Annotated in this window: 28 protein-coding genes; 26 read left to right on the top strand and 2 right to left on the bottom strand. The window is 62.0% G+C overall.

Features of this window, described 5'->3' with window-relative positions:
• The first annotated feature begins 293 nt into the window (after positions 1 to 293).
• The 21 genes from terL to ABUA09_RS15200 all read left to right on the top strand — a co-directional run bounded on the left by terL (position 294) and on the right by ABUA09_RS15200 (position 19495).
• A complete protein-coding gene (gene terL / locus ABUA09_RS15300; protein WP_349949503.1) occupies positions 294 to 1766 on the top strand; it encodes a phage terminase large subunit in 1473 nt (490 codons plus the stop codon).
• A 36-nt stretch (positions 1767 to 1802) separates the two neighbouring features.
• Positions 1803 to 4142, top strand: a complete 2340-nt coding sequence (locus ABUA09_RS15295) for a phage portal protein (RefSeq protein ID WP_349949502.1) — start codon at positions 1803 to 1805, stop codon at positions 4140 to 4142.
• The gene (locus tag ABUA09_RS15290) at positions 4139 to 5956 is read left to right on the top strand and encodes a phage major capsid protein (protein ID WP_349949501.1); all 1818 of its coding nucleotides are present in this window, start codon (positions 4139 to 4141) and stop codon (positions 5954 to 5956) included. The genes ABUA09_RS15295 and ABUA09_RS15290 overlap by 4 nt, the downstream gene beginning before the upstream one ends.
• 34 nt (positions 5957 to 5990) lie before the next feature.
• Positions 5991 to 6353 (top strand): hypothetical protein, encoded by a 363-nt coding sequence (locus ABUA09_RS15285; RefSeq protein WP_279202870.1) that lies wholly within the window; start codon positions 5991 to 5993, stop codon positions 6351 to 6353.
• 3 nt (positions 6354 to 6356) lie between these two features.
• Positions 6357 to 6998 (top strand): head-tail connector protein, encoded by a 642-nt coding sequence (locus ABUA09_RS15280; RefSeq protein WP_279202871.1) that lies wholly within the window; start codon positions 6357 to 6359, stop codon positions 6996 to 6998.
• Positions 6995 to 7618: a hypothetical protein gene (locus ABUA09_RS15275; RefSeq protein WP_279202873.1), complete on the top strand. Its 624-nt coding sequence runs from the start codon at positions 6995 to 6997 to the stop codon at positions 7616 to 7618. Before ABUA09_RS15280 ends, ABUA09_RS15275 begins: the two co-directional genes overlap by 4 nt.
• Positions 7615 to 7983: a hypothetical protein gene (locus tag ABUA09_RS15270; RefSeq protein ID WP_279202874.1), complete on the top strand. Its 369-nt coding sequence runs from the start codon at positions 7615 to 7617 to the stop codon at positions 7981 to 7983. The genes ABUA09_RS15275 and ABUA09_RS15270 overlap by 4 nt, the downstream gene beginning before the upstream one ends.
• Positions 7980 to 8510, top strand: a complete 531-nt coding sequence (locus ABUA09_RS15265; RefSeq protein WP_279202875.1) for a phage neck terminator protein — start codon at positions 7980 to 7982, stop codon at positions 8508 to 8510. The genes ABUA09_RS15270 and ABUA09_RS15265 overlap by 4 nt, the downstream gene beginning before the upstream one ends.
• Before the next feature lie 3 nt (positions 8511 to 8513).
• Positions 8514 to 9593: a DUF3383 family protein gene (locus ABUA09_RS15260; RefSeq protein ID WP_349949500.1), complete on the top strand. Its 1080-nt coding sequence runs from the start codon at positions 8514 to 8516 to the stop codon at positions 9591 to 9593.
• Between the two features lie 18 nt (positions 9594 to 9611).
• The gene (locus ABUA09_RS15255) at positions 9612 to 10007 is read left to right on the top strand and encodes a phage structural protein (RefSeq protein ID WP_279202877.1); all 396 of its coding nucleotides are present in this window, start codon (positions 9612 to 9614) and stop codon (positions 10005 to 10007) included.
• A 114-nt stretch (positions 10008 to 10121) separates the two neighbouring features.
• Entirely contained in the window at positions 10122 to 10433 is a 312-nt protein-coding gene (locus ABUA09_RS15250) for a hypothetical protein (RefSeq protein ID WP_279202880.1), read from the top strand.
• Between the two features lie 154 nt (positions 10434 to 10587).
• Positions 10588 to 13023 (top strand): phage tail tape measure protein, encoded by a 2436-nt coding sequence (locus ABUA09_RS15245; RefSeq protein WP_279202882.1) that lies wholly within the window; start codon positions 10588 to 10590, stop codon positions 13021 to 13023.
• Positions 13024 to 13041: 18 nt separating this feature from the next.
• Positions 13042 to 13626 (top strand): phage baseplate protein, encoded by a 585-nt coding sequence (locus ABUA09_RS15240; protein ID WP_279202883.1) that lies wholly within the window; start codon positions 13042 to 13044, stop codon positions 13624 to 13626.
• Between the two features lie 3 nt (positions 13627 to 13629).
• On the top strand, positions 13630 to 13995 hold the full coding sequence (locus tag ABUA09_RS15235; protein ID WP_279202884.1) for a phage baseplate plug family protein: 366 nt from the start codon (positions 13630 to 13632) through the stop codon (positions 13993 to 13995).
• Positions 13995 to 14843, top strand: a complete 849-nt coding sequence (locus ABUA09_RS15230; protein WP_279202886.1) for a phage protein — start codon at positions 13995 to 13997, stop codon at positions 14841 to 14843. Before ABUA09_RS15235 ends, ABUA09_RS15230 begins: the two co-directional genes overlap by 1 nt.
• Positions 14843 to 15391 carry a Gp138 family membrane-puncturing spike protein gene (locus ABUA09_RS15225; RefSeq protein WP_349949499.1) on the top strand — a complete coding sequence of 183 codons (549 nt, stop codon included), beginning with the start codon at positions 14843 to 14845 and terminating at the stop codon, positions 15389 to 15391. Before ABUA09_RS15230 ends, ABUA09_RS15225 begins: the two co-directional genes overlap by 1 nt.
• Positions 15392 to 15405: 14 nt before the next feature.
• On the top strand, positions 15406 to 15756 hold the full coding sequence (locus tag ABUA09_RS15220; RefSeq protein ID WP_279202890.1) for a contractile injection system sheath initiator: 351 nt from the start codon (positions 15406 to 15408) through the stop codon (positions 15754 to 15756).
• A complete protein-coding gene (locus tag ABUA09_RS15215; protein WP_349949498.1) occupies positions 15753 to 16934 on the top strand; it encodes a baseplate J/gp47 family protein in 1182 nt (393 codons plus the stop codon). Before ABUA09_RS15220 ends, ABUA09_RS15215 begins: the two co-directional genes overlap by 4 nt.
• A complete protein-coding gene (locus tag ABUA09_RS15210) occupies positions 16931 to 17506 on the top strand; it encodes a hypothetical protein (RefSeq protein WP_279202893.1) in 576 nt (191 codons plus the stop codon). Before ABUA09_RS15215 ends, ABUA09_RS15210 begins: the two co-directional genes overlap by 4 nt.
• Positions 17507 to 17511: 5 nt before the next feature.
• Positions 17512 to 18921 (top strand): hypothetical protein, encoded by a 1410-nt coding sequence (locus ABUA09_RS15205; RefSeq protein ID WP_349949497.1) that lies wholly within the window; start codon positions 17512 to 17514, stop codon positions 18919 to 18921.
• Positions 18922 to 19201: 280 nt separating this feature from the next.
• The gene (locus ABUA09_RS15200; protein WP_349949496.1) at positions 19202 to 19495 is read left to right on the top strand and encodes a hypothetical protein; all 294 of its coding nucleotides are present in this window, start codon (positions 19202 to 19204) and stop codon (positions 19493 to 19495) included.
• A gap of 582 nt (positions 19496 to 20077) precedes the next feature.
• Here ABUA09_RS15200 and ABUA09_RS15195 read toward each other — a convergent pair.
• A complete protein-coding gene (locus ABUA09_RS15195; protein ID WP_050616985.1) occupies positions 20078 to 20707 on the bottom strand; it encodes a master DNA invertase Mpi family serine-type recombinase in 630 nt (209 codons plus the stop codon).
• 44 nt (positions 20708 to 20751) lie between these two features.
• Between ABUA09_RS15195 and ABUA09_RS15190 the strand changes: the two genes are divergently transcribed.
• The 5 genes from ABUA09_RS15190 to ABUA09_RS15170 are packed head-to-tail and all read left to right on the top strand — an operon-like array spanning position 20752 to position 24000.
• Positions 20752 to 21435 carry a DUF4376 domain-containing protein gene (locus ABUA09_RS15190; protein ID WP_349949495.1) on the top strand — a complete coding sequence of 228 codons (684 nt, stop codon included), beginning with the start codon at positions 20752 to 20754 and terminating at the stop codon, positions 21433 to 21435.
• Positions 21428 to 21883 carry a putative ABC transporter permease gene (locus tag ABUA09_RS15185; RefSeq protein ID WP_050616987.1) on the top strand — a complete coding sequence of 152 codons (456 nt, stop codon included), beginning with the start codon at positions 21428 to 21430 and terminating at the stop codon, positions 21881 to 21883. The genes ABUA09_RS15190 and ABUA09_RS15185 overlap by 8 nt, the downstream gene beginning before the upstream one ends.
• Positions 21880 to 22242: a hypothetical protein gene (locus tag ABUA09_RS15180; RefSeq protein ID WP_349949494.1), complete on the top strand. Its 363-nt coding sequence runs from the start codon at positions 21880 to 21882 to the stop codon at positions 22240 to 22242. The genes ABUA09_RS15185 and ABUA09_RS15180 overlap by 4 nt, the downstream gene beginning before the upstream one ends.
• The gene (locus ABUA09_RS15175; RefSeq protein WP_349949493.1) at positions 22235 to 23725 is read left to right on the top strand and encodes an N-acetylmuramoyl-L-alanine amidase; all 1491 of its coding nucleotides are present in this window, start codon (positions 22235 to 22237) and stop codon (positions 23723 to 23725) included. The genes ABUA09_RS15180 and ABUA09_RS15175 overlap by 8 nt, the downstream gene beginning before the upstream one ends.
• A 14-nt stretch (positions 23726 to 23739) precedes the next feature.
• Positions 23740 to 24000 (top strand): phage holin, encoded by a 261-nt coding sequence (locus ABUA09_RS15170; RefSeq protein WP_279202921.1) that lies wholly within the window; start codon positions 23740 to 23742, stop codon positions 23998 to 24000.
• A gap of 411 nt (positions 24001 to 24411) precedes the next feature.
• Here ABUA09_RS15170 and sfsA read toward each other — a convergent pair whose 3' ends face one another.
• A complete protein-coding gene (gene sfsA, locus ABUA09_RS15165) occupies positions 24412 to 25116 on the bottom strand; it encodes a DNA/RNA nuclease SfsA (RefSeq protein WP_058117077.1) in 705 nt (234 codons plus the stop codon).
• Positions 25117 to 25257: the final 141 nt, after the last annotated feature.

Raw genomic sequence — 25257 nt, 5'->3', positions numbered from 1 at the left:
GGACATAGCCCCGGCATGCAGCACCGCCCGGAAGGTCGGTGGTGGCGAAGCATACTCAATGACAATACCCGGGCCAGCCCATTCGTGGGGACCACTCCACGGGCCCGGCACCTCCTTTCGTTGCCATGCCCCGGTGCGTGATCGTACCGGGGCATGGTGATGCAAGGAAGAAAGGCGGGAGAACGCCCAGGCGGGCCCCGAGGGGCCGGACGTGTCCTTTCCCGCCATCAGAGCGTTTAACGCGTCACAACGCGTTTAGAGCGGCCCACAGGCCCAAGAGAGGAGGCGCGGCCATGCGGGATCTGACGGAGCTGAAGGAACTGCTCAATCCGGAGGGCATCGTGGACGGCCGCATCCTGGCCGCCCAGACGACCTTCTACGAATACTGCAAACTGATGAACCCGAAGTTCTACCGGGATGACCGGCCCTACCAGCGGGACCTGTGTGACACCCTGCAGGGCATCTTCGAGGGGCGGCTGATCAATCCCAAGACTGGCGAGGCATACCGGAACCTGATGATCAACCTGCCGCCCCGGCACGGGAAGTCCTATACCCTGACACTGTTCGTGCAGTGGTGTATGGGGAGGCGGAACGAGACGCGGGTGATCTCTGTGTCGTACAACGATATCCTGGCCGGGCGGTTCGCCCGGAATGTGCGGGACGGGATCGACGCGGACAAGCTGGACAGCAAGGTGCCCATCTTTCACGATGTGTTTCCCAGCACACGGGTCAAGCAGGGGGACGCGGCGGCGCAGCTGTGGAGCCTGGAGGGGCAATTCTTCAACTACCTGGCCACAGGCTTCGGCGGCACCATCACCGGCATCGGCTGCTCCATGGGCATCATTGACGACCCCATCAAGAACGACCAGGAGGCCTTCAACGACCGGGTGCTGGATGAGCAGTGGAGCTGGTACACGGACACCTTCCTCTCCCGTATCGAGGAGGGCGGGATGCAGATCCTTGTCATGACCCGGTGGAGCACGAAGGACCTGTGCGGCCGTCTGCTGGAGAGCGAGGACGGAGACGACTGGTTTGTGTTCTGCCGGCGGGCCTGCCTGGACGAGAGCCGGGGGACCATGCTCTGCCCTGCCCTTCTGTCTTTCAAAAGCTATCAGAAGAAGCGGCGGCTGACCAGTGCGGAGATCGCGGACGCCAACTACCAGCAGGAGCCGGTGGACATCAAGGGGAAGCTGTACACCAGCTTCCGCACCTATACGGACATCCCCCGGGACGAGGCGGGGCAGCCGGCATTTGGCGAGATCATCAGCTACACGGACACGGCGGACACCGGCGCGGACGACCTGGTGTCCATTGTGGCCGGCGTGTATGAGGGCGAGGGGTACATCCTGGATGTGCTGATGACGGACGCCCCCATGGAGCAGACCGAGCCGAAGACGGCGGAGCAGCTGGCGTCCAACCATGTGGCGACAGCCCGGATCGAGAGCAACAACGGCGGCCGGGGCTTTGCCCGGAACGTGGAGCGGCTGCTGTGGGAGATCTACCAAACCCGGAGCGTGAACGTGGAGTGGTTCCACCAGGGGGCCAACAAGCACGCCCGGATCATGACAGGGGCCACCTTCGTGATGCAGCACCTGCTGTTTCCAGAGGGCTGGACCCGGCGGTGGCCGAAGTATTACGCGGCTATGATCAGTTATCAGAAGACGGGTAAAAACAAGCATGACGACGCCCCGGACGCCACGACGGGGATTGCCGAGACGATCCAGGAGCGCGAAGGGAGGGGTACGCTTGACATCTGGTGGGTATAGGGCGGAACGGTCTGCCCGAGAGAGGAGGGACAGCCTATGGGCTGGAGAATAGCGGCGATCAAGGCGGCGGTGAGCGGCAGGCCGGAGGGGATGGCGCGGTTCTTTGCCTCCCGGTGGACCAGCCCGCCGGACCGGAACAGCCAGGAGTTTCTGGAGGCCTATGGCAAAAGCCCACGGCTGTCCCCGGTGACGAAGATCTCCACAGATCTTTCCAACGTGTCCGGAAAGCTGTTCCGGGTAAAAGCCAATGGGGACAAGGATGAGATCACGGACCACCCGTTCCTGAACTTCATGGCCCGGCCCAATCCCCTGCCGTACATGACGCGCAGCGCCTTCTGGAAGCTGCACGAGACGTACCTGATGATCAAGGGCGAAGGGCAGGCGGTTATTGAACGGGATGCGGCCGGGTACCCTGCGGAGCTGTGGCCCATCCCACCCCACTGGGTGGCGGACATCCCCCGGCTGGATTTCCCCTATTACACCATCCGCAGCCGGGACGGCCTTCAGAGGTTGGTGCCGGTAGCGGATATGTTTATCGTGCGGCAGCTGAACCCCCTGGACCCCTATGGACGCGGGCTGGGTGACGCAGAGCCGGTGGCGGACGAGATCGAGACAGACGAGTATATGGCGAAGTGGGCCAAGAAGTTCTTCTTCAACGACGCCACGCCGCCTGTACTGATGTCCGCGCCGGGCATCACAAAGGACGAATACGACCGCTTCACCGCGGCGTGGAACGACCGGCACCGTGGTGTGGGAAACAGCCACAAAATGGGGATCATCCCCCGTGACGTGACGGTGAACAAGCTGGTGGACAGCCAGCGAGAGATGGACTTCACGGAGAGCCGGAAGGACCTGCGGGATGCGGTGAACGCCCACTTCGGGGTGCCGCCGGAGATCCTGGGCATCGTGGAGAACAGCAACCGTGCCACGGCCACCCAGGCAAAGATCATCTACGCGGAGAACGTGCTGACACCCCGGCTGCTGGCGCGGCAGGACGCCATCAACGCCCAGCTTCTCCCTTTCTGGGGCGAGGATCTTCTGTGGGAGTATGACGACATCGTGCCGGAGGATACAGAGTTCCGGCTTCAGATGTCCAACGCGGGCCTGAGCGGCAGCGCGATTCTGGTGGACGAGTGGCGGGAGCAGAACGGGTTCGACCCGCTGCCGAATGGTGCGGGCCAGGTGCTGTTCGTGCCGTATGCCTCCCTGCCGACGAGGCCGGAGGAATTGACAGAAAGCGCGCGCATAAGTGCCGGCGAAACGGAAACGCCCGCCTCTGCGGTATCGGAGGCAGCGCCGCCCGGCACGGCGCCGGAAACGCCGGCTGGACCGCAGGCCGAGGAGACGGAGCAGCTGGCGGCGGCAAAGGACATCGCGCTGAACGGCGCGCAGGTGACCAGCCTGGTGCAGATCGCCCGCAGCGTCTCGCTGGGTGAGCTGGACCGGGAATCCGCCATTGAGATCATTACGGCCGCGTTCCCCTTTGACCGCACCAAGGCGGAACAGATCATCGGGGACGGCGCCGCGCCGGAGCAGGAGCCTCTGCCCGGCATAAAGGGAAACAGCCGGCGCAGGATGCAGCTGGCGCGCCGGGAACGGGCGCAGCTGCTGGCTGTGCAGGAACGTGCGGCCAGGCAGAGCCTCCAGCGGTTCTTTGATGGACAGACGGCGGAGGTCGTGGCGGCCATGAGGCGTGGGCACAAGGACAGCCGGGAGGACTTCCGGCAGCGCATCCAGTCCGGCCTGGGCCTGACCTTTGACATCGAGGCGGCCCGGCGTCTTGCAAAGGAGGCGCTGGAGCAGCTGATCGACTGGAACGCCCAGGACGAGGCGCTGGCGGCTGTGCTGAATCCCGTGTGGGAGGAAGCCTTCCAGGCGGGGGCCAGGTCCATGGAGGAGGCCTTTGGGATCAAGGCGTTGCAGGCCCCGCGGCTGACGGATTACCTGCGGCAGTATGGTCTGGAACGGGTGAAGGGGATCAACGCCACCACCCGGGACAAGCTGGCTTCCTCCCTGGCAGACGGCCTGGAGGCGGGCGAGAGCACGGCCCAGTTGGTCAAGCGGGTGCAGGAGCATATGCCCAAGGTCCAGGCGGAGCGTGCGGCGTCCATCGCGCTGAGCGAGGCCCACACAAGCCTGCAGGCCGGGAGCTTTGAGCAGATGAAATACGGCGGCGTGCGGACGAAGACCTGGATGGACGCCGGGGACTCGGATGTGCGGGACAGCCACCGGAACATCTACCCCAAGACCATCCCCATCTATGAGCGGTTTTCCAACGGGCTGCTGTATCCGGGAGAGCCTGGGGCAGACCCGTCCGAGGTCTGTAATTGCCGGTGCGACCTGCTGCCGGGTGATTTTGAGGAGGCGACAGGATGAAATACCTGCAATTCAAGATGGAAGGCGTGGACGACCAGGGCATCTTCACCGGCCACGCCTCCGTGTTCAACGTGGTGGATCTGGACGGCGACGTGGTGGAGCCCGGCGCGTTTGCCGAGACACTGGCCACCGGCGCCGCTTCCGCCGGGGTGCTCATTTTCGGGCAGCATGAGGACAGGAAGGAGCCCCTGGGCCGGACCCTGGAGCTGCGGGAGGATAGCATCGGCCTGTATGTGAAGGGCCAGATCAGCGACACCACCGCAGGCCGGGACTACCGGCAGCTCATCCGTGACGGGGTGCTGGACCAGATGTCCATCGGCTATATCGCCCTGGAGTATTACATTGACGAGCAGCAGGTCCGGCATCTGACAAAGCTGGATCTGCTGGAGATCAGCATCGTGAACTATCCCGCCAACACTGAGGCGCGGATCGAAAGCTATAAAGGAGGCAAAAAACCTATGGAACCGAAAGACACCAAGAGCAAGGAGACCAAGGAGCAGACCACCGAGACCGGCCTGACCCAGGAGCAGCTGCAGGCCCTGCTGGAGCAGGCGGCCGAGGCCGGCGCCGTAAAGGCCCTGAAGGCCATGACGCCGGAGGAGGACGAGATCAAGGAGGAGACGCCTCCCGTGGACGAGACGAAGGAGGACTGCAGGGCGGACGAGACCAAGGCCGCCGGCGAGAAGGACGTCAAGGAGGTTAAGAGCGCCGCCCAGCTGGCCGCTGTACAGCGCAAGTATGCGGAGATCTACCTAAATGCGGGGGGCGCGCCCAAGGAGGAGAAGTCCACCCTGCCCGCCGGCATCGGCTGGGTCCGGTATCAGAAGTGCATGATGCGGGCCAACAAGGACTATGACCACGCCGCCCACATCGCCCGGAAGGAGTATGGAGACGCCTTCCTGGAAAAGCAGATCAAAGCGATGAGCGTCACCAGCCCAACGGACGGCGGCTATCTGGTGCCGGAGGTGTACGCCAGCGAGATCATCCCCCTGCTGCGGGATAAGGCCATCGTGCTGAAGCTGGGCGCCTCCACCCTGCCCATGGACCGGGGCAACCTGAACCTGCCCAAGATGACCAGCGGCGTCAGCGCGTCCTATGTGGGCGAGCTGCGCAAGGCCAAGGCGTCCAAGGCGAAGTTCGGCAATGTGCGGCTGTCCAGCAAGAAGCTGATGTGCAAGGTGATCATCAGCAACGACCTGATCCGGTCCAACGCCTACGGCGCAGATCAGACGATCCTGAACGACGCCACTACCGCCATGGCCCTGGCCATGGACCGTGCGGCCTTTCTGGGGAAGGGCACGGAGTTTGAGCCCATGGGCCTGTTCAACATGGACATCCCCACGGTGGAACTGAACGCGGCCCCGAATGAAGGGACCACGGGCAAGCTGCTGGCAAAGCTCCTGCAGAACAACGCAGACACCAGCAAACTGGGCTGGGCCATCAATGGCTTTGCCTGGGAGGCCTTCTACAATGTGGTACAGGCGGCGTCCGGTCTGTATCTCTACCGGGATCAGATGGACGCCGGCAAGCTGAACGGGCATGAATTTGCGGTGAGCAACCAGATCCCGGTGAGTGCCGCCTCCGGCCGGCCCACGGACATTGTGCTGGGCAATTGGAGCGAATTTATGATCGGGCGCCAGGGCAGCATGGAGAGCGAGATGTTCCGCGAGGGCACCATCACCGATGAGAACGGCGAGACGGTCAGCGCGGTGGATCAGGACTGCACCATCCTGCGGATCATCGACCTGCATGACTTCGGCGTGCGGCATGAAGAGTCCTTCGTCATTGGCAAGGGCCTGAAGACCGGCGCGTAAGGGCCGGATATGAGAAAGCGAGGCAAGCGAAGCTATGAAACGAAACCTGTATGGAAGCATCAAGGCCATGCCCTATACCAGCGGCAAAGCCGTAGACCGCAAGGGGTATCTGTCGGCTGTCCTCGCCGCAGGTGCAAGCGCGGCCGGAACGCTGGCTGTGGCCGTCACCGAGTGCGACACAGCGGGCGGCTCCTTTACGGCAGTGGCGGATGAACGTGTGGCCATGGGCCGGGATCTCAGCAGCATCGCCGTCGGTCAAAACGAGCTGGTGGCGGTGGAGCTGGACCTGGTGGGCTGCAAGCAGTACATCAAGGTGACCGTAACGCCGGGCGGCAGTGCCGCAGCCACCTACGCCCTGGTGCTGGGTGATCCCGCCCGGATGCCTGTGGAGGAATAAGGCATGGGCACGGCCACGCTGCGGACCAATGCCCTGACCACGCTGCCGGCACTGAAGGCGGCGCTGGGCCTGTCGGATGAGGACACCGGCTCTGACGGCATGCTGATCCAGCTGATCAACCAGGCGTCCGCCTCCGTTGAGCGGGCCCTGGGGCGGAAGCTGCGTCGGAGCGACTACGTGGAGCGGCTGAAGGGCACAGGCAGCCAGTACCTCCTGGTGGAGCACTACCCTATCGTGCGCGTGGCATCTATCAAGCAGGCCGGGGAGGAGATCGACCCCGGCCTGTATGATATCGCCACGCAGGGCCGCGCCGGGGTGATCTGCAAGGATGACGGCTGGACCTACTACGGCTATCCCCAGGGGCTCACCGGCGACCCTGTGGCCGGGAGCCGGAATATTGAGGTGAAATACACCGCGGGCTATATCCTGCCATGGGAGGCCACGGAGGAGGAGCCGGCGGACCTGCCGGCGGATCTGGAGGGGCTGGTCCAGGAGATGGTCCAGTACGCCTTCGGGAAGCTGGAAACCGGCGGCTCTGCCGGCCTGAAGGCCTTCTCCATCTCGGACGTGCGCTGGGAGTGGTCCGAGGACACCCCATCCTCCTGGCAGGAGATCATCAACCAGTATAAGCGGGTGTGGGTATGAGGCACGTTACAGTAGAGCGGGACGACTGGACGCCCTGGTATGAGCGGACAAAGGCAGAGCTGGCTCAGCTGGCCCAGGCGGAGATCCATGTGGGTATCCTGAGCAGCGCGGGCGGCGAGCTGCTGAAGATCGCCGCCGTCCATGAGTTTGGCGCCACTATCCACCCCAGAAACGCAAAGAACCTGGCCATCCCCCTCTCCCCCAGAGCGAGGGGGCGCAGCCCCCGGGACTTTAACGACCTGTGGACCTATGATAACGGCGAGGACCGCTTCCTGGTCCGGGACAAGGGGAAGACCGGTCTGGAGTTTCTGTACCTGCTGCTGCCTTCCGTGACCATCCCGGAGCGGTCCTTCATCCGGGCCGGGTACGACGGGAACAAGGACCTTCTGGCAAAGGCCTGCGAGAACGCGGTCCGCCGGGTGGTGCTGGGGGAGCTGACGGCAGAGCAGGCGTGCCACAACATCGGCACGGCGGCCGTGGCCATGATCAAGAAGTACATGCGCACGGTGCAGCCGGCCAAGGGCAATATTACCCTGGCCAGCGCGCCGGGGAAGACCACGCCCCTGGTACAGACCGGGCGGCTGCGGGACAGTATCACATATGAGGTGACTGGACTATGAGGACCTTTGGAAAACCCATGCTGCCCCGGGGCATCCTGCACGAGCTGGTCGAACTGCGGGCGGGACCCGGGCGCTACGATCCGGACCATGGCGGCCAGTGGGTGCGCAGCGAGCCGGAGCGGATCCCCTTTCAGGGCGTTGTACTGGTCGTATCCGAAGACGACTGGCAGCAGGCGCCCCAAGGGACCTTCACCCGGAACAGCCGTAAGATCTATACCAACGGCCACGCCCTGGGCGTCGGCAGCCGGGTGTACGACCCGGAGAGCGGCGTCACCTACACGGTGACCGGCGACCTGGACCACGGCGCCATCCATCCCCTGCGCCGGTTTGTAGTGGAGCGTAAGGGGGAGGCGGCGCCAAAATGACACAGAAGGAGCTGCGCAACCTGCTGGTACAGGAGCTGTACGCCTACCTGGGCGGGCCAAAGGTGGTTCTGTCCGATCAGGTCATGCCGGAGGCAGAGTACCCCTACCTCTACTATCAGAGTATCCAGCAGCATATCCCCGGCCCGGCCAACCTCTTCAACGAGGGCGAGCCCGGCGCCGACGCATTTACTCAGCGGCGCAGCGAGGAGGCCCAGGCGTCCTTCAGCTTCACCGCCTGCAGCCTGGACCGGGACGGACCGGACGGGCATCGCATCAGTGGGGACGATGAAGCGCTGGAGCTGGCGGACAGGGCCCAGGGCTTCTTCCTGTTCGCCGGGCAGCGCAGCCTGGCCGCCCAGGGCGTGGTAGTGATCCGGGTGGAGAACACCCAGAGCCGAAGCGCCTTCGGTGTGGATGAGACGGACCGGCGCTATGGCTTTGATGTACTGCTGCGTTATGAGCGTGAAGACGTCCGTGCCGCCCCGGCCATCCGGCCGGTGCCCGTTACCTACCATAAGGAGGAATGAGACTTGCAAGACATCGTTGTTTATATCAGCCTGGACACCGCCGCCCAAGAGAAACCCACACTGCTGCCCCTGATCCTCTCCTTCGAAGGCGAGTCCGCCTATAAGGAGTACAGCAGCGCAGAAGCCGTCGCGGTGGATTTCCCTGCGTCCAGTTCCTTGACGGCGCTGGCGGCCAGGGCCCTGTTCGATCAGGTCAAGCTGGAGAGCTGTCCTGGCCGGATCAAAAAGGTGGCCGTGTATGGCGTAGCCTCGGACGCCCAGCCCTCCGCAGTCACCGCCGCCCTGGATACCCTGCGGGAGACCCAGGACGAGTGGTACTTCCTGCTGCCTACCGTTGCGAATACCGCCATGATCTCCGCATTGTCCGCATGGTGCAGCGGCACCGTGCTCTCCCTAGCCCAGCTGGAGGCCGGGCAGGTGGAGGCGGAGAAGCTGCTGATCGTCCAAACGGCGGACAAGGCGGCTGTCACAACCGCCCTGAAGGGGAACCGGCAGACCGTGGTCTGCTACAACCACGACGCTGCCAACTCCCATATCCCCGCGGCCTGGGTCGGGCGGGTGGCGCCCAACTATCCTGCCTCAGTCACCTGGAAGTGGAAGGAACTCTATGGCATTCCTGCCACAGACGAGAAGGGCGTAGACCTGCAGGAGCTGCTGGAGGGCCGCTGCAACATCTACATCTCCAATCATGGCCGGGCGTACATGAGCGAGGGCGTCTGTACGGACGGCGACTTCATCGACACGGTGATCAGTCGCTGGCAGATCAAGGAGACCATGCGCACCCGACTGGTCAACCTGTTCGTGGACACAGAGCACGTGGGCTACGATGACCAGGGCTTCACTATGGTGGCCGAACAGGTAATCGCGGCGCTGGATGAGGCCGTGGCAAACGGCGTCATCCTGAAGCAGGACGGGAGCGGCGCATATACCGTGACCATCCCCAGGCGGGCGGACGCCACGGAAGAGCAGGCCCGGAACCGGATCATGCCGCCCATCCCCTGGGAGGCCACTCTGCGGGGCGGCGTCCACGGCGTAAAGGTCACCGGCGTGCTCACCGTGTCCCTGACCGGCTCCGCAAGCTGATAAAGGAGGTATCTGACTATGGTATTCGATCCTGAAAAGATCACCCTGCTGGTGGACGGGAGCGTCATCACCGGCTACGCGGACGGAAGCAGCATCAGCGCCGAGCGTACCGGGGACGATGTGACGCCCAAAACCGGCATCCAGGGTGACACGGTATATGTCTGCAATGCGGACCGCTCCGGCACCATTAAGTTCTCCCTCTTCTCCACGTCTGCATCCCTGTCCCGGATGCGCCGGCTGGCCCAGCAGCGCAAGCAGGTGGCGGTAACACTCCGCAACGCCAACGAGGAAGGCGGCTTTATCATCTCCCATACAGACTGCCGGGTCCTGAAGGTGCCCAAGTTCGAAGGCGGGAATGACGCCGCCGGCATCGAGGTCTCCATCCACGTGCCGGTGATGGAGTTCCGGGAGTAAGGCGTGGGACGCCGGCACGTGCCGCCGCAGATGCGGGGCACATTACCAAAATACGACCGGGAGGGCATGCTCACATGCCCTCCCAACATTCCGGAAAGGTGGTTTCGATCCAAGATGGCGAGACACGAGACAGTGAACGTTCTGGGTGTGGACTATGAACTGCAGAGCGTTTCCCCCCAGTGGTATTTTGAGCAGAACGACCGCTGCGGTATGACCGGCAGCGGGACCCGGGACACAGCCCGGTACATGGACATTCTCTTCAAAAATGTGGTGGTCAGCCCGGCTGCGGTGACCGCCAAGGGCCTGAAGGCCTTTGAGGAGGCGGAGGACATCGAGACCCCGGAGCTGCTGATCCGGGAGATCGAACGGTTTCTTCGCCCGGGAAAGCGATCCGGCGCAGGCACAGCGCCGGGCACAGCAAAATAAGCAGTTCTGGTTCCTGCTCTTTGACGGCGACGGTCTGACCTATGAGGCGCTGGCCGCCATGGATCTGGCCGAGTATTACGAATGCGTGGCCGCCAAGGAGCTGTTTGTCAAGCACCTGAAGGAACTGCAGAACAAAAAGTAAGGGGGGGTATCTATGGCGGACCAGCGCAGTTTATCCTTCGGGGTGCGGTTCGGTACGGATACTGCGCCCCTGGACCAGCTCAACGAAAAGCAGAAGCAGGTCCAGGAGGAGGCGGAACGGACGGCGGAGGAGCTGGAGCAGATCGGCACCAGCCTCTCGGACATCGGTACGCACGCATCCTCCGCCTTCCACTCGGTATCCGGCGCGGGCACGAAGATGGGGAGCAGCGTGCGCAGCGCCATGCTGGAGAGCATCAAGTCCGGCGACAGCCTGGCCAAAACCTTACGTACCGGGATCGGAGCAGCCTTCTCCAGCGTCCAGAGCAAGGTCAAGGGTATGGGGGCAGCCACCAGGAGTGTGGCCAAGGATATGGGAAGCGCCTTCCGGCATCCCATCCAGACCATCAAGGCCACCCTGAGCAGCGCCCTGCTGGACGCGCAGAGAGAAACGGAAGGTCTGGGCACAGAAGCCGGGAAGACCGGGGATGACCTGGAGAAGATGGGTAAAAAGGGAGCCGGTGCGGGCGACAGCCTGGTGGACAGCCTGAAAAAGCTGGCCGTGGTCGCCGCCACTGTTGCGGTGATCAAAAAGGCCGCCGGCGCGGTCAAGGACTTCTGCGGCGCAGCCATCGACGCGGCGGCCTCCGCGGAGGAGACCTCCTCCAAGTTCAACACGGTATTCAAGGACGCGGCTGTTTCCACGGAAACGTGGGCGGAGAATTTTGCCTCCGCGGCGCACCGGAGCAAGAACGAGGTCAAGGGCTTCCTGGCGGACTCCGGCGCCATCTTCACCGGCATCGGCATGGGAGCGGAACAGGCCGCCCAAATGTCCGAGATGATGACCAGCCTCTCCTACGACCTGGCCAGCTTCAACAACCTGGCGGACGAAGACGCCTTCGGCAAGCTGCGCTCCGGCCTCATGGGCGAGACCGAGGGCCTGAAGACCATGGGCATCGTCCTCAACGAGGCCGCCCTGAAGCAGTCCATGCTGGGCATGGGGATCCAGGGGACCTTCAACGATCTGGATGAGGCCACCAAGGTACAGGTCCGCTTCAACGCCATCCTGGCCCAGACCTCCGACGCCCAGCAGGACGTGACCCGGACCGCTGGGTCCTATACCAACAGCCTGAAGGGAGTCAAGGGGATCTGGGCCGACTTCCTGGCCAGCGCAGGCGCGAAGTTCACACCCGTCCTGACCACGCTGTTCAATACCATCATCGAGTCGTGGCCCACCATTGAGCCCATACTCATGCAGCTGGTGGACCTGCTGGCGGGCGGGCTGTCTGAGGCCGTGCCCATCCTGGTACAGCTGGGCAGCGACCTGCTGCCGGTGTTCTGTGACGCTCTGGGCCTGGTCTTCCAGGTGGCAGGGCCCCTGATCCCAGTGGTCGGGACCTTCCTTTCCACCCTCCTGCCGCCCCTGGCGTCCCTTCTCTCCCTGCTGGCGGGCACCCTGCTGCCGCCCATCACGCAGATCCTCACGGTGATCTGCAACGACATCCTGGCGCCGCTCATGCCCGTCATCTCCACCATCGCGCAGGCGATCCTGCCGCCCGTGGCCCAACTGCTGGGGCTGATCGCCCCCATCCTGCAGCTGATCGCGCCGGTCCTGCAGGTCATCGGGGACCTGCTCTCCGGCATCGCCAATGTGGTGGGCACCCTGATCGGCTGGGTGGCCGACGGCGTGGGCGCCGTGGTCAACTTCTTCGACAAGCTCTTCGGCGGAGCCAAGGAGGCCACCGGCGGCATGGAGGATCTGGCGGAGAGCACCAACAGCGTGGCCTCCTCCATCCCGGACCTAGGTGCTATTGAGATGCCGAAGGTGGAGATCCCGGACACTTCCGCTTACACCAGCACCATCCGGTCCGCCATGGACACCACGCCCATCGTGGCCGGGGAGAGCTGGGCCGCCGCCAGGGAGACCGCCAACACCGGCCTCCAGGAGATCGGGACCAACGCCACGGATACCTATGGGGCCATGGCGGAGCAGGCGGAGAGCGCCTGGACCCGGATGTCCAACGCGGCAGCCGGCGCTGTCAGCTCCACCATCGCGGAGCTGCGGCGCCTGAAAACGGCGGCCAATGACGTGGGGACCATTACCATAGGCACCACAGGTGTCACCAACGCCCGCATCCCCGGCCACGCGCGGGGCACCAGTAACTTCGAGGGCGGCCTGACCCGCATCAATGAGGAGGGCGGAGAGCTGGCGATCCTGCCCGGCGGCACTCAGATCATCCCCGCAGATCAGACCGACAACCTCATCAACGCCTCCCGCCACTCCAAATCCATCACCTTCGCCCCTCAATTCAACATCCAGCTCTCCGGGAACCCCTCGGAGGAACAGCTGCAGAATCTGGAGGAGCGTATCATGGAGATCGCGCGGAGGATATTTGAGCAGCTGCAGGACGAGGACAGCAGTGTGGAGGCCCTGCAGGCATCCCTGCTGTAAGGAGAGGAGGGCAACGCAATGTCTTACATGCTGATCGGCAGCACCGGCACGGTGGTATTTGAAAAGACGGCCACCGTCACCGACGAGAGCCCCACGATGTCCAGCCAGGTTACCAGCAGCCCCATCGAGGGCGGCGGCAAGATCACAGACCACGCCGTCCTCGACCCCATTAAATTCACCATTACCGGCGTGGTGGCCAGCCCCGCGGAGTATGCCGCTCTGGAAGCCATGTGGCGCGGCCGGGAGCTGCTCACCTACCGGGGCGCAGAGGCCTTCGACAACCTGCTGATCACCAGCCTCAAACGGACCCGGAGCAAGGACAACCTGGGCGGCTATGGCTTTACCATCGCCTTCCAGCAGATCACCATTACCTCCGCCGCCTTCGTGGATCTCAGGGCTCCCAACATGAGCCGGCAGGACAGCGGCGCTGCCCGGAGCGCAGAGGCGGCCAAGTCTGCCAGATCCGCCACGCAGAACGGCCTGATGACCACCTCCAGCGAATACGCCGCCTATGTGGCGTCCTTCTCTGCCTCCGGCGTCAACACATCCGTGGCCAACGGCAGGATCAACCCCAGCTATGCCGGGTATCAAAAGGGGGGATGAGCCATGAAGCTGATTGAGTCCGGACAGGAAGTGGAGTTCATCGACATTGACAGGGAACGTGTGCCATGTTCGTTATTGATTAAGCTCATTGACCGCACCTACCGGATGACCTTCCGCTACAACGAGGTGGGGGATTTCTTCACCGTGGACCTGGAGACGGTCAGCGGCGGCAGCAGTGCCCCGCTGGTCTATGGCGAGGTGCTGCGCTGCGGCAAGCCGCTCTTTGAGGCCTTCAACGATGAGCGTTACCCTCTGCCGGTACTCTGCCCCCTGTGCCTTACCGGGGATGAGATCGAAGAGATCACCTATGACAACTTCGGCACACAGGTGCGGCTGTATCTCTTCGACCGGCCGGGAGGTGATGCGTGATGCAGCTTTGGATGCGGCAGGCCGTCCTCATTCTGAACAAGAACAAGTACACCCTGGACGGCCTGAACTTCTCCTTCAAGGTCCAGTTTGAGGACCGGGCCAAGGTATCCACCGCCCAGCTGGAGATCCGCAACCTGGCCCCTTCTACCCGCGCCGCCCTGAAGAAGGGGGACCCGGTGATCCTCTCCGCCGGCTACCGGGGCGATGTGGGCTGCATCTTCGTGGGTGCCGTCGCGGAGTACGCCCACTCCCTGGACGGCCTGGACGTTATCACCAGGATCACCGCCGCGGACAGTTTGGAGGAGTGGCTGGGCTCCTGGGTCAACAAGACCTACAAGGCCGGCATGTATGCTGCGGACATCATCGACGATCTGCTGAACATCTTCGGCGTGGAGGTCTCACTGGTAAAGCTGGCGGTCAACAAGCTCTATCCCGGCTGCCGTGTCTGCCGCGGCAAGCTGAAGGATGTGCTCACCAGCATCGTCTGCAGCGACTGCCGGTCCCGCCTGGTGATCCGCTGTGGCCAACTCATCATCAACCCGCCCGATGAGGGTATCGTGACCGGCTATCTGCTCACGCCCCAGACCGGGCTCCTGAAGGATTCCTCCAGTTCTGAGAGCCAGACTGTCAACACGCAGACCTCAGCCGCCTCCAAGACCCGTATTGCCCAGGAGGAGGCCGACGGCACCCTGAAGCGCGCCTGCCTGCTCAACTACCACATTGGCGTGGCCGACCGGATCACCATTCAGGATGCCCAGACCAATGGGGCCTTCCTGGTGGTCTCCGGCGTCCATGAGGGCAGCCGGACTGGAAGCTGGAAAACCACGCTGGAGGTGAGACCCGCATAATGTGGACGAGCAAACGATCTGACCTGCGCGCGGCACAGAGCGAGAAGGACCGGGAGGCGGTCCGGGTCTCCATGCCGGTCCAGGTCCTGGCCTTCTACCCGGACACCATGACAGTGGATGTACAGCCCTTGGTGAAGGAGGCCATCGACGGCAGCTACGCCAGCGCCGCACCCATCCTGGGCCTGCACATCGCCTGCCTGTGCGCCGGGGACTATGTCATCCGGCCCTGGTACAAGCGGGGCGACGTTGGCTGGGTGATCGTGGCGGACTTCGATTCCGACGCCGCCCTGCAGACCGGCCGGGAGGCGGAGCCCAACACCCGGCGCAACCACGCGCCGGAGGACAGCCTCTTCCTCGGCGGCGTCTGCCCCGCAGGCAGGGCACCCCAGGGGCTGCCGGGGGACGCCCTGGTACTGGCCGCCGGAAGCGTGTATCTGGCGGTTTCAAAAACGGGGATCGCCATTCACGGAGACGTGGATATCCGCGGTGAATTGACTACACATAAACGCACGGATAGCCCGGATGGAGATGACGGCCTGTCAGGCTGAAAGAGGACGTAAACATGGACAATATTACACTGAAAATCGACCCAGGCTCCCACGACCTGGTGCTGGCAGACGACGCCCTGGTGATGGTATCCGGCGCCGAGACGGTGGCGCAATGTGTCCGCCTGACCCTGGAAACATTCAAGGGCGAGTGGTTCCTGGATACAGGGCACGGAACGGATTATGACCAGATCATCGGGGACGGGACCGGAGATCCCGAGGGCGTCCTGCGGGCGGCCATCTTTCAGGAGACCAGTGTGCAGTATATCGACCGCCTGGAGGTATCCAGGCAGGGCCGCCGGCTCTCCGCCGCTTTTACCGGGCGGCTGGCAGACGGCACAGAAATCAGCCTGGAGGTGAGTGCGTGAATGAGAATTGGGGCCTGACAGAGGCCGGCTTCCTGCGTCCGTCCTACACGGAGCTTCTGGATGCACTGGAGGTCAAGGCCAAGGAGCTCTTCGGCAGCTCCGTCAACCTATCCGTGCGCAGCCCCCTGGGGATCTTCCTGCGTATCTTCGCCTGGTTCGCCGGGATGCTCTGGCAGCTGGCGGAGCAGGTCTACAACAGCGGCTTTGTGGACACCGCTACCGGGATCAGCCTGGCCCGCCTGGGCGCATTTATCGGTATCCGCCTCCTGGCGGCACAGAAGGCCGCCGGCATGCTCCAGATCACAGGGGAGGCCGGCGCCTCCGTCTATGCCGGCTTCCTCGTCCAGGCCCGGAACAACCAGCGCTTTGTCACCCTGGAGGACGCGGTCATCGGGGAGGGCGGGACGGTCTCTGTGCCTATCCAGGCATACGAGGCCGGGCCGGAGGGCAATGTGGACGCCGGCGCCATCGACACCGTAGTCACGCCGCTGGCCGCCGTTGTCTCGGTCACCAACCCCGAGGCCACCGCAGGGGGGCGTGCCCGCGAGACCTGGCAGGAGTTCCGGGAACGCTATTACAACAGTGTGGATAAGGCGGGCGGCAGCAACACCGACGCCATCCGGGCCCAGCTCCTGGAGACCGAGGATGTGGTCAATGCCGTGGTCTGGGAGAACGATACCGATGAAATGGACGAGGCGGGTCTGCTGCCCCACAGCATCCAGGCTATCGTCTACGGCGGGACCGACACCAATGTGGCCGCTGCCATCCATGCGCGCAAGGCCGCCGGCATCCAGACCTGCGGCACATCCAGCGCCCAGCTCCTGGATGCCAGCGGCAAGCTCCGCACCATCCGGTTCTCACGCCCCACTGCGGTGCCCATCCACGTGAGGATCTCCTCGCTGGTCACGGACGCCGCCTATCCGGGGGACGACACCCTGAAAGCCGCGGTTGTGGACTACATCGGCAGCGAGGGCACAAGCCTGGCCGCCTCCGGCCTCTCCATTGGCGAGACCGTCTACTACAACCGCCTCATGTGTCCCATCAACGAGACCCAGGGCGTGGTGGACTACATCCTGGAAATCAGCACTGACGGCGCCGCCTGGCAGAAGGCCAACATCGTTCTCACCGCACTCCAAAAGGCCGTCACCAGCCCGGACAAGGTGGTGATCTCACGATGAGCCTCCTTCTGAACATACTGGACAAGCTGCCCGGCGCCTACAGCAAGGATCCGCACAGCAATATTGGCCGGCTCTTTCAGCTCTTTGCCGCCGCGCTCAGCGGCGTGGAGGAGGCCCTTCAGACCGTGGCCCTTTGGCGGGATCTCGACAGCGCCCGCGGCGCTACGCTGGACCGGATCGGCGCCAATTTCGGCATTGCAAGAGACGGAGTTTCGGACGGCCTCTACCGCCTCCTGATCAAGACGAAGGTCACCGCTTTGCTGGCGGGCGGAGATGTGGATACCATCATCACGACCATCAGTGTTCTCTTTAACGTAGATCCATCCCAGGTCGATTTGGAAGAGGCTTTTCCCGCCAAGATCCGCATCACTGTGGACGAAACGGAGATGCCCCATGAGCATATGACGCTGTCCGGCAACGCTACTTCTGTAGTGAAGCGCATCGCAGCCGCGGGGATCGGCTGTGAGGTGATATTCTATATCCCCATCGGCTGCGAACTCCACGCGGGCCTGACTCTACACGATACGAGTGCGGAACAGTACGGCATCGGCGATGCCGCAGAAAGTGAGTAGTGATTATGGCTGTTTTTTCGAATAACGCTGTGACAGACAAGGGCAGGATCCTACTGGCGGAGAGCCAGGTTGGGGCGCTATTCGTCCCGACAAAGATTGTCATGGGTTCCGGCACAATGCCTTCCGGCTCTACACCGCGCTCCATGGCCGCCGTTGCGACCCCGGTGGTCCAACTGTCTATCAACAAGAAGCGAGCCTCCGACGATGGAAAGGTCATTATTGGGGGGCTATACTCCAACGCTTCCATTACTGAGGCGTTCTATTTCCGCGAGTTGGGCCTGTATGCTCAACTGCAGCTCGCGGACGGCTCCTTTAGCGAGGAGGTCCTATATGCCTACGCCAATGCCGGCTCTTCTGCCGACCTCATGGCCGCCGCTTCCAGCGCGGTCATTGAAAAGCAGATTGACCTGGTCACCTGGATCGGCAGTGACACCCAGATTGACCTGACCATTGAGAGTGGTGCCTATATCCCCTTTACGGACAAGGGGGCGCCTGGCGGCGTCGCTGCCCTCGGTGATGATGGGAAGGTGCCGGCGGACCAGCTCCCTGAGATGAACTACGAGCCCTTGCTGAAGGACAACGCGGCCAAGGATACGCCGGTGGATGGGGACAGCCTCCCGCTGGTGGACAGTGCGGACGGCAGCAAGACCAAGCGGGTACTGTGGAGCCGAGTCAAGGCTGTGCTGAAGGTCTATTTTGACCCCATTTACGCGGCGGCCACCCATAGTCACGCCTGGAGCGCCATCACTGGAAAGCCGTCCTCTTTCACGCCTGCCCTCCACGCCTCCACACACGGCAGCAACGGCACGGACCCCGTCACCCCGGCGGCCATCGGGGCGGCGGCTGCGACCCACCAGCACGCAGCGGGCGACATCAACAGTGGGACCTTTGCATCGGATAGGCTGCCCACCGTCCCGCTTACCAAGGGCGGCACAGGCCAGACCACCGCCGCCAAGGCGCTCTACGCCCTCATCAATGGCTCTTCTGCGCTGGCCTATTCCGGGGCCGCCGCAGGAGACTTTCTCGCACTGCTGGATGCCTCTGCCGCAACCGGGAAAAAGATCTCGCTCGAAAATCTCATCAATTACATGCAGCTCCTCGGCGGCGTCCCTAAGATCGCCACCGGCTCCTACACTGGCACAGGCACCTATGGGGCCGATAACCCGTGCAGTTTAACGTTCCCTTTTGTGCCTAAGTTAGTTGCCGTGGTTTGCGGCAGCAGCACAAATATCTTTGGATATGCAACTTTCGTCTATGAGGGCCCCGTTGGAATGACCGGAACTGTGCCACAAGCATCTTGGGATGATGTAGGCAAAACAGTCTCTTGGTACACGACGGAATCCTCCAGTACCTACGGACCATCGTATCAACTGAACCACAGAAGCGGTACATACCACTACGCCGCCATCGGCTAAAGGTTCCCTTTTTCGCCCAAACTTTGGGGGATAGTCAGTATAGGAAGTGCCGGGAGCAGCCAATATTGCGCACAAGGCAGTAATGTGGTCGTGGGAAAACCCACCGGAACAGTGTATTTCAATCCAGGGGGCATATCTAGTAACCTTGAGCAGGCAATGAGCTGGTCCGGAAACACTGTCAGATGGTACAACACTTCAAGGGAATGGTATCAACTAAATGCTTTAGGTGCGACTTATTACTATTTTGCGTTTAGTTAAAGGCATCTTAAGGTTCCCTTTTGTGCCGAAGTTGATCATGTTGCTAGGGCATAAGAATACGGAGGGTGTGTACGGCCCCGATCTGGGCGCGTATAGCTATGGGGCCAGTCTGGTCAACGCGGTCCTGCTGACAACAGCATACCAGCAGGGACTTGGCCTGAGCAGCTATTATGCTTCGGGCACACGAGGGAAGAAAAGCGCGGATGGTAAGACCTTCACTTGGTACTATAACTATGAAGGGAGCCGTCCCAACGACGGAATAAGCTATCAATGCAATATTTCCGGTGTCGTCTACTACTATGCGATTCTCGGATAAGGTTCAATTTTTCGCCTAAGCTGGTCATCGTCCGACATATGGTACTGATGCGAGGTGCTGGCAATACATTTCACAGTATTTCTTCAAATGGGAGCAGTAGCAGCAATGCAAAAAATACCGCAATCTGGACTGAGACCGGGGTGGAGTGGTACTGCTCGCAGTCCTATCAGCCCAGCGCCTCGGCCCAAATGAATGAGGAGGGGGCTGTCTATAACTACCTGGCAATCGGATAATCAGCCGAGGGCAATGTAGTGGTAGGTTGTACCATCGTAATTGAGCTGATCGTCCTCACCGTCTACAGAGTACCAGGAGAGAGACGTCTCGGCCCATGCTGCATATAGAATCCTGGATGCGTAATTTGTGTTCTGTGTAATCCGCATGCCGTGGTCGTCTCGGACGAATATGCCGACAACCGACCTGTTCGTCATACTTGATGCTGCACGCCAGCATGACACGATCACAAGAGTGGGTGAAAAAGGGAACCTTATCCTGGTGACCGCCATGCGGTCGTAAGCGATGGACGCGGACAAGCAAAATGAGAAAACGTGCAGGAAACCCCATCGTAAACCGCCACACAATCAGCTATATCGCTAAGCTGCTGCAATTTACAGGCCGTTTTATCCCACGTGCATCGCAAAACCGGACCAATGTGGAGCGGTCTACCTTCAGGGCGCGGGCAATGGCAGCATAGGTATTCCCGCAGTCCAGCAGGCACCGGATCACATCCTCTTTGTCCGAGAGCTTGGTATGCTTCCCCAGAGCGCCCTTTGGGCGGCCCAGATGGACGCCCTCCGCCTTCTTCCGGGCCAGGGCCTCCTTGGTCCGCTGGGAGATCAGATTGCGCTCGATCTCGGCGGACAAGCCAAATGCAAAGGCCAGCACTTTGCTCTGGATGTCATCGCCCAGCCGGAAGTTATCCTTGATGGTCCACACCCGGCACTCTTTCTCCATGCACAGTGCGAGGATCTCCATCACCATGTAGAGACTGCGGCCCAGCCGGGAGAGCTCCGAGCAGATGATGGCGTCCCCGGCTTTGATGTTCCGCAGCAGCTCCCCCAGCTTCCGTTTATCATAGTTGCGTGTCCCGGAGATCGTCTCCTCGATCCAGCCATCAATCGTCAGCCCATTCGAGTCGCAGAAACGGGAGATCTCAAACCTCTGGTTCTCGACCGTCTGCTTGTCGCTGCTCACGCGGATATACCCATAGATCATTGATTTCGGCTCCCTTCAAAGTTAGATACAGGAGGTATCCTACCATGAAGATCATCAGAATGACAGCCAATCCGAGCGGTGCGTGGCCCCCCATCCAGGAGGGCGCGTTCGATGCGATTCCGGAGGGGCACGCCCTGGTCCCAGATAGTCTGGACCTCGCAGCCTTTTATGCCGCCGTGGGCTTTGTCGTCCCAACCTTTAGCGAGGTGGGGGAAACCGACGAGATGCCGGCCCATATGGCACTGACCGGCTACACGGTGGCCCAGGAGGCCCTGGACGCATGGATCGCCAGCCACCCGGAACCGGACCCGCTGGAGACCGCAAAGTCCGCCAAACTATCCGGGCTATCCGCCGCCTGCAACTCCGCCATCGTGGCCGGGTGCGACGTGACCCTCCCAAGCGGCACATCCGGGCATATCGCCCTGACGGACGAGGATCAGATCAACCTCACCACCGCCGTGGGCGCGGTCCAGAAGGGGGCCGCAGGATACCCCTACCACCTGGACGGGCAGTTGTGCGCCATCTATCCGGCAGCGGATATCATCGCCATGGGAGAGGCGGCCACGGCCCACAAGCTCTACCACACGACCTATGCCAACCATCTGTTCGCCTGGGTCCGTCGCTGCGACACATTGGAGGATGTGGCTGCCATTACATATGGCTCCGCACTGCCGGATGATCTGGCCGCCAACATGACGGCCATCCTGGAGGCTGCATCCAATGCGTAAGGCGGTTTTGAGCCTCTTGCTGTGGACCTGGACCGGGACCACTTACTTCTTTGCGGAGGTGGTCTTTAAGACGCTGTGCGGCCGGCCGGAGACCATCTCCTGGACCATGCTGGCTCTGGCGATCCTGCTGGCCATCCCATTAGAGCGCTTCGGCGCGGAGCTGCCGTGGGACTGCCCCCTGTGGCTTCAGGCGCTCATCTGCGGTACGGCTATCGTCGCGGCCGAGCTGGCCGCTGGACTTGTGCTCAATATATGGCTTGGCATGGCAATCTGGGATTACTCCGCCCTGCCCGGCAACCTCTGGGGACAGATCTGCCCGCAGTTCTGGGCCCTCTGGTGCCTGCTGTCCCTGCCCATGATCGTTATCCTTGACTGGCTCCGCTACGCAGTGGAGGGTGGGGAGACACCCCGCTACACAATGCGATTTTATAGGAGGATTACACCATGAAAAAGATCAACTGGAACGAACTGACCCCCGTATGCTACAGCATCGCAAAGCACGAAGACAAGGACATCGGCGTCGCAGCCGATATGCTTGCCGCCAACATCCGCGCCGGCAACGGTGTCCATGCCGGCTCCTATGCCCTGGGGCCCAAGTACACTCCTGACTACAAGGCCCTCAAGGCCCTCTGGGACGATTGCACCGACGAGGAACGCCAGAGTCTCAGCCACGACTTCAACGACTGGCTCCAGGCCATGCGGGATCAGTACAAGGAGCTCTGCGAGATCTGGACCGACGAGCACAAGAGCCTCAATCTCCGGTGCCGCCTGATGGTCGAGCTGGTGACTCCCGACGAGAATGAGTAAGTACAAGTTGGGTGTATTCCCGCAGGACCAGTACCGCTTCCGGATCTTCGACAACACCGCAAAGCTGAAAGATTGGCCGGAGATCATGACCGCCGCTGGGCCGGACTGCGTGGCGGCCATGAACCTGGCCTACTTCGCGCTCTCAGCCGTCCCTGCCCAAGGAATCAGTGCATTTGACCATCAGAGCGCCATTATGGTTGCCGGGAAATGGGGGCATGAGCCGGCTTACCATGAATATGGAATCTGCATCAACGCGGACGGCCGCTTGACCCTCGGCACCGAGGCGGACGCCGTCTATGACTATGCGGTGGCGCTTCCTCCGGCTGTGATCGGCGGCCGTGACTACAACACCTCCACGTTCGCCAGGAACGGTGTGACCTATCTCGGGCTCCGGTCAGACGACACGGTGGTGGTCCTGATCTCCGTCAAGGATCAGGGCATGACTTCCGCAGAGGCCGTAGCAGCCATGCGGCAGGCCGGGTGTGTACACATCCTACGCTGGGATGGGTCGTGGAGCTCCAGGGGATGCCTGGGACCCGGCCAGGCACTGACACCCAGCCAGTACCGCTTGGTGCGGTCGTGGCTGCTGATTTATAAGCGCGGCGATGAGCCGCAGAAGGAGGACAAGCCTGTGGGTAACTATATCGTGACGGCAGAGGTTGGGCTGAATATCCGCAGCGCCCCAGCCAAAAATGCCCCCAAGATGGGCGGGTACAGCCACGGCGCAGTGGTGACCGTCCTGGAGCTCCGGGACGGTTGGGCCCGGACGGACCGGGGGTGGGTATATGCGGCATACCTGCGCCCCGTCTCCCAGGAGGCCGACCGGACCACGGATAACGGCATCACCATACAGCGGGACTACATCGCCAAGGGCCGCAAGAACCGCCCCGGCGGGGTCAACTCCCGCAGGTACATCACCATCCACGAGACGGGCAACAAGGCCGCCACGGCGGATGCGGCGGCCCACGGGACATACCTGAAGAGCGACAGCGCCGAGGCGGGTCAGGTGAGTTGGCACTATACCGTGGACGACCACGCCATTGTTCAGCACCTGCCCGACGGTGAGACGGCCTATCACGCCGGGGACGGCGCAGACGGGCCCGGTAACACCACCAGCATTGGCGTCGAGATCTGTGTCAACGCGGGCGGTGACTTTGAGGCGTCCAAGCGCAACACCGCCGCCCTGGTGCGGCTACTAATGGGTGAGTACGGCATCCCTTTGTACTACGTGGTGCAGCACAACCGCTGGAACGGCAAGGACTGCCCCAGGACCATCCGGGAGACCGTGGGGGGCTGGGAGGCGTTCCTGGCGCTGTGCGGCAGGGAGAAGCCTGACCAGATCGTCGGCACACCCGCCGCCGACTGGGCCGTTGCGGCCTGGGGAAAGGCCAAGAGCAAGGGCGTGCTGGACGGCACTCGGCCTACAGACCCGGCCACCCGGCAGGAGCTGGCCGTGGTGCTGGACCGGCTTAATTTGATTTAATAGAGGTACATACCATGACAACCAACAAGATCAGCGCGGGCACCATTGCCCGGACCATCATCCTGCTCCTGGCCCTGATTAATCAGTGCCTGAGCATGGCGGGGGTGTCCCCGCTTCCCATCGAGGACGAGCAGGTGGAGACCATCATCACCACGGCCTGGACGGTCATTGCCGCCCTGATTGCGTGGTGGAAAAACAACAGCTTTACACAAGCCGCCCTTGAAGGGGACAAGCTGATGCATACCCTGAAGGACGAGGAGTTCCTGGACCGATAATCACCCGTCTTTTTGACAAGGAATGTGAGCGAAAACGCACTGTCGTGCGCCTTTAGGCCAACACCAAAAGTGAAGAGCCGGACGACCTTTTTAGGATCGTCCGGCTCTTATTTATGCATTTTGTTGCAACCGTCGCACCTTTGACAAAGAAAGCGCGTTTTTTGCGAAAATTGTGCGCGCTTACACAGATTGTGTTGACCGACGAATACATCTTTCACTCCTCCTCATTCTCCGACGACACCAATCCGCCGGTAAAGCAGAAGGACGCTCGGCCCGCCATCTTCGGCGGATCGAGCGTCCTTGCTTATTGCCTAAAAGTCTATCGAAGAATTTGCATCTTGTCAATATCAAGAATTCATTTTCAGGACACAATATAAAATACTTGCAAAATAAAATATCATTTTATGCACTCTAACATAAATTTTCCTGCACCCCATGCAATCGGACCGATACCGGCCGCCGCAGCGTTATCGAATCCGGCGTCACTTTGCAGTCCCAGGCCAAAATTTGTACCCCTCGCTCCGCCGCACGCCGCACCGCCGTGCCAAAGGCTGGATGGGTCCGGTCATTGGGGGCCCAAAAGGCGACGCCCTCCATCTGGACCACCAAAAAGAGCGCCGCCTCATAACCCTGCTCCAGACAGGCGCACAGCTCTTCCACATGCTTGACCCCCCGCGCCGTCGGGGCGTCCGGAAAGTACACCGCGCCGTCTTCTTCCAGTGTGACTCCTTTGACCTCCACGAATCCCCTCCGATTTGATGCCTCCCAGTAAAAATCAAATCTAGAATTCCCCCAAGTAGTCTCTGGGCGCAGTAAAGTCAGCCCCTCCTGAAACCCGCCTGCGCCCACCCACTCGGCAAAGACACGATTGGGCGCCTGGGCGTCCATATTGATGAGGCGCGCTCCCTTTTCCACAGCAATCAGATCGTAGCATGTCTTCCGGTCCGGGTTCCCGCTCTTTTCCAGGTAAACATTGGCGCCCGGCAGCAGCAGTTCCCGGCAGCGCCCTGTGTTCTTCACATGAACCACCTCAGGCTTTCCGTCCAGGAGCACATTGGCGATAAAGCGGTTGGGGCGGCTGAGGAAAGTGGCCCTATAGCTATTGTCATATTGCATGGCGATGCTCCCTCCTGAAAACTGCAAAAAAGCGGACAGAATTCTCTGTCCGCTTTTCCGTGTCGGCACTACCTATCTTCCCGGCCCGTCTCCAGGCAAGTATTTTCGGCGCAAGTGAGCTTAACTGCCGTGTTCGGAATG

The organism is Intestinimonas sp. RTP31139st1_F5_RTP31139_211217, from assembly GCF_040226735.1.
Lineage (GTDB): Bacteria > Bacillota > Clostridia > Oscillospirales > Oscillospiraceae > Intestinimonas > Intestinimonas butyriciproducens.
This window is presented reverse-complemented; position numbering and strand designations above follow the sequence as displayed.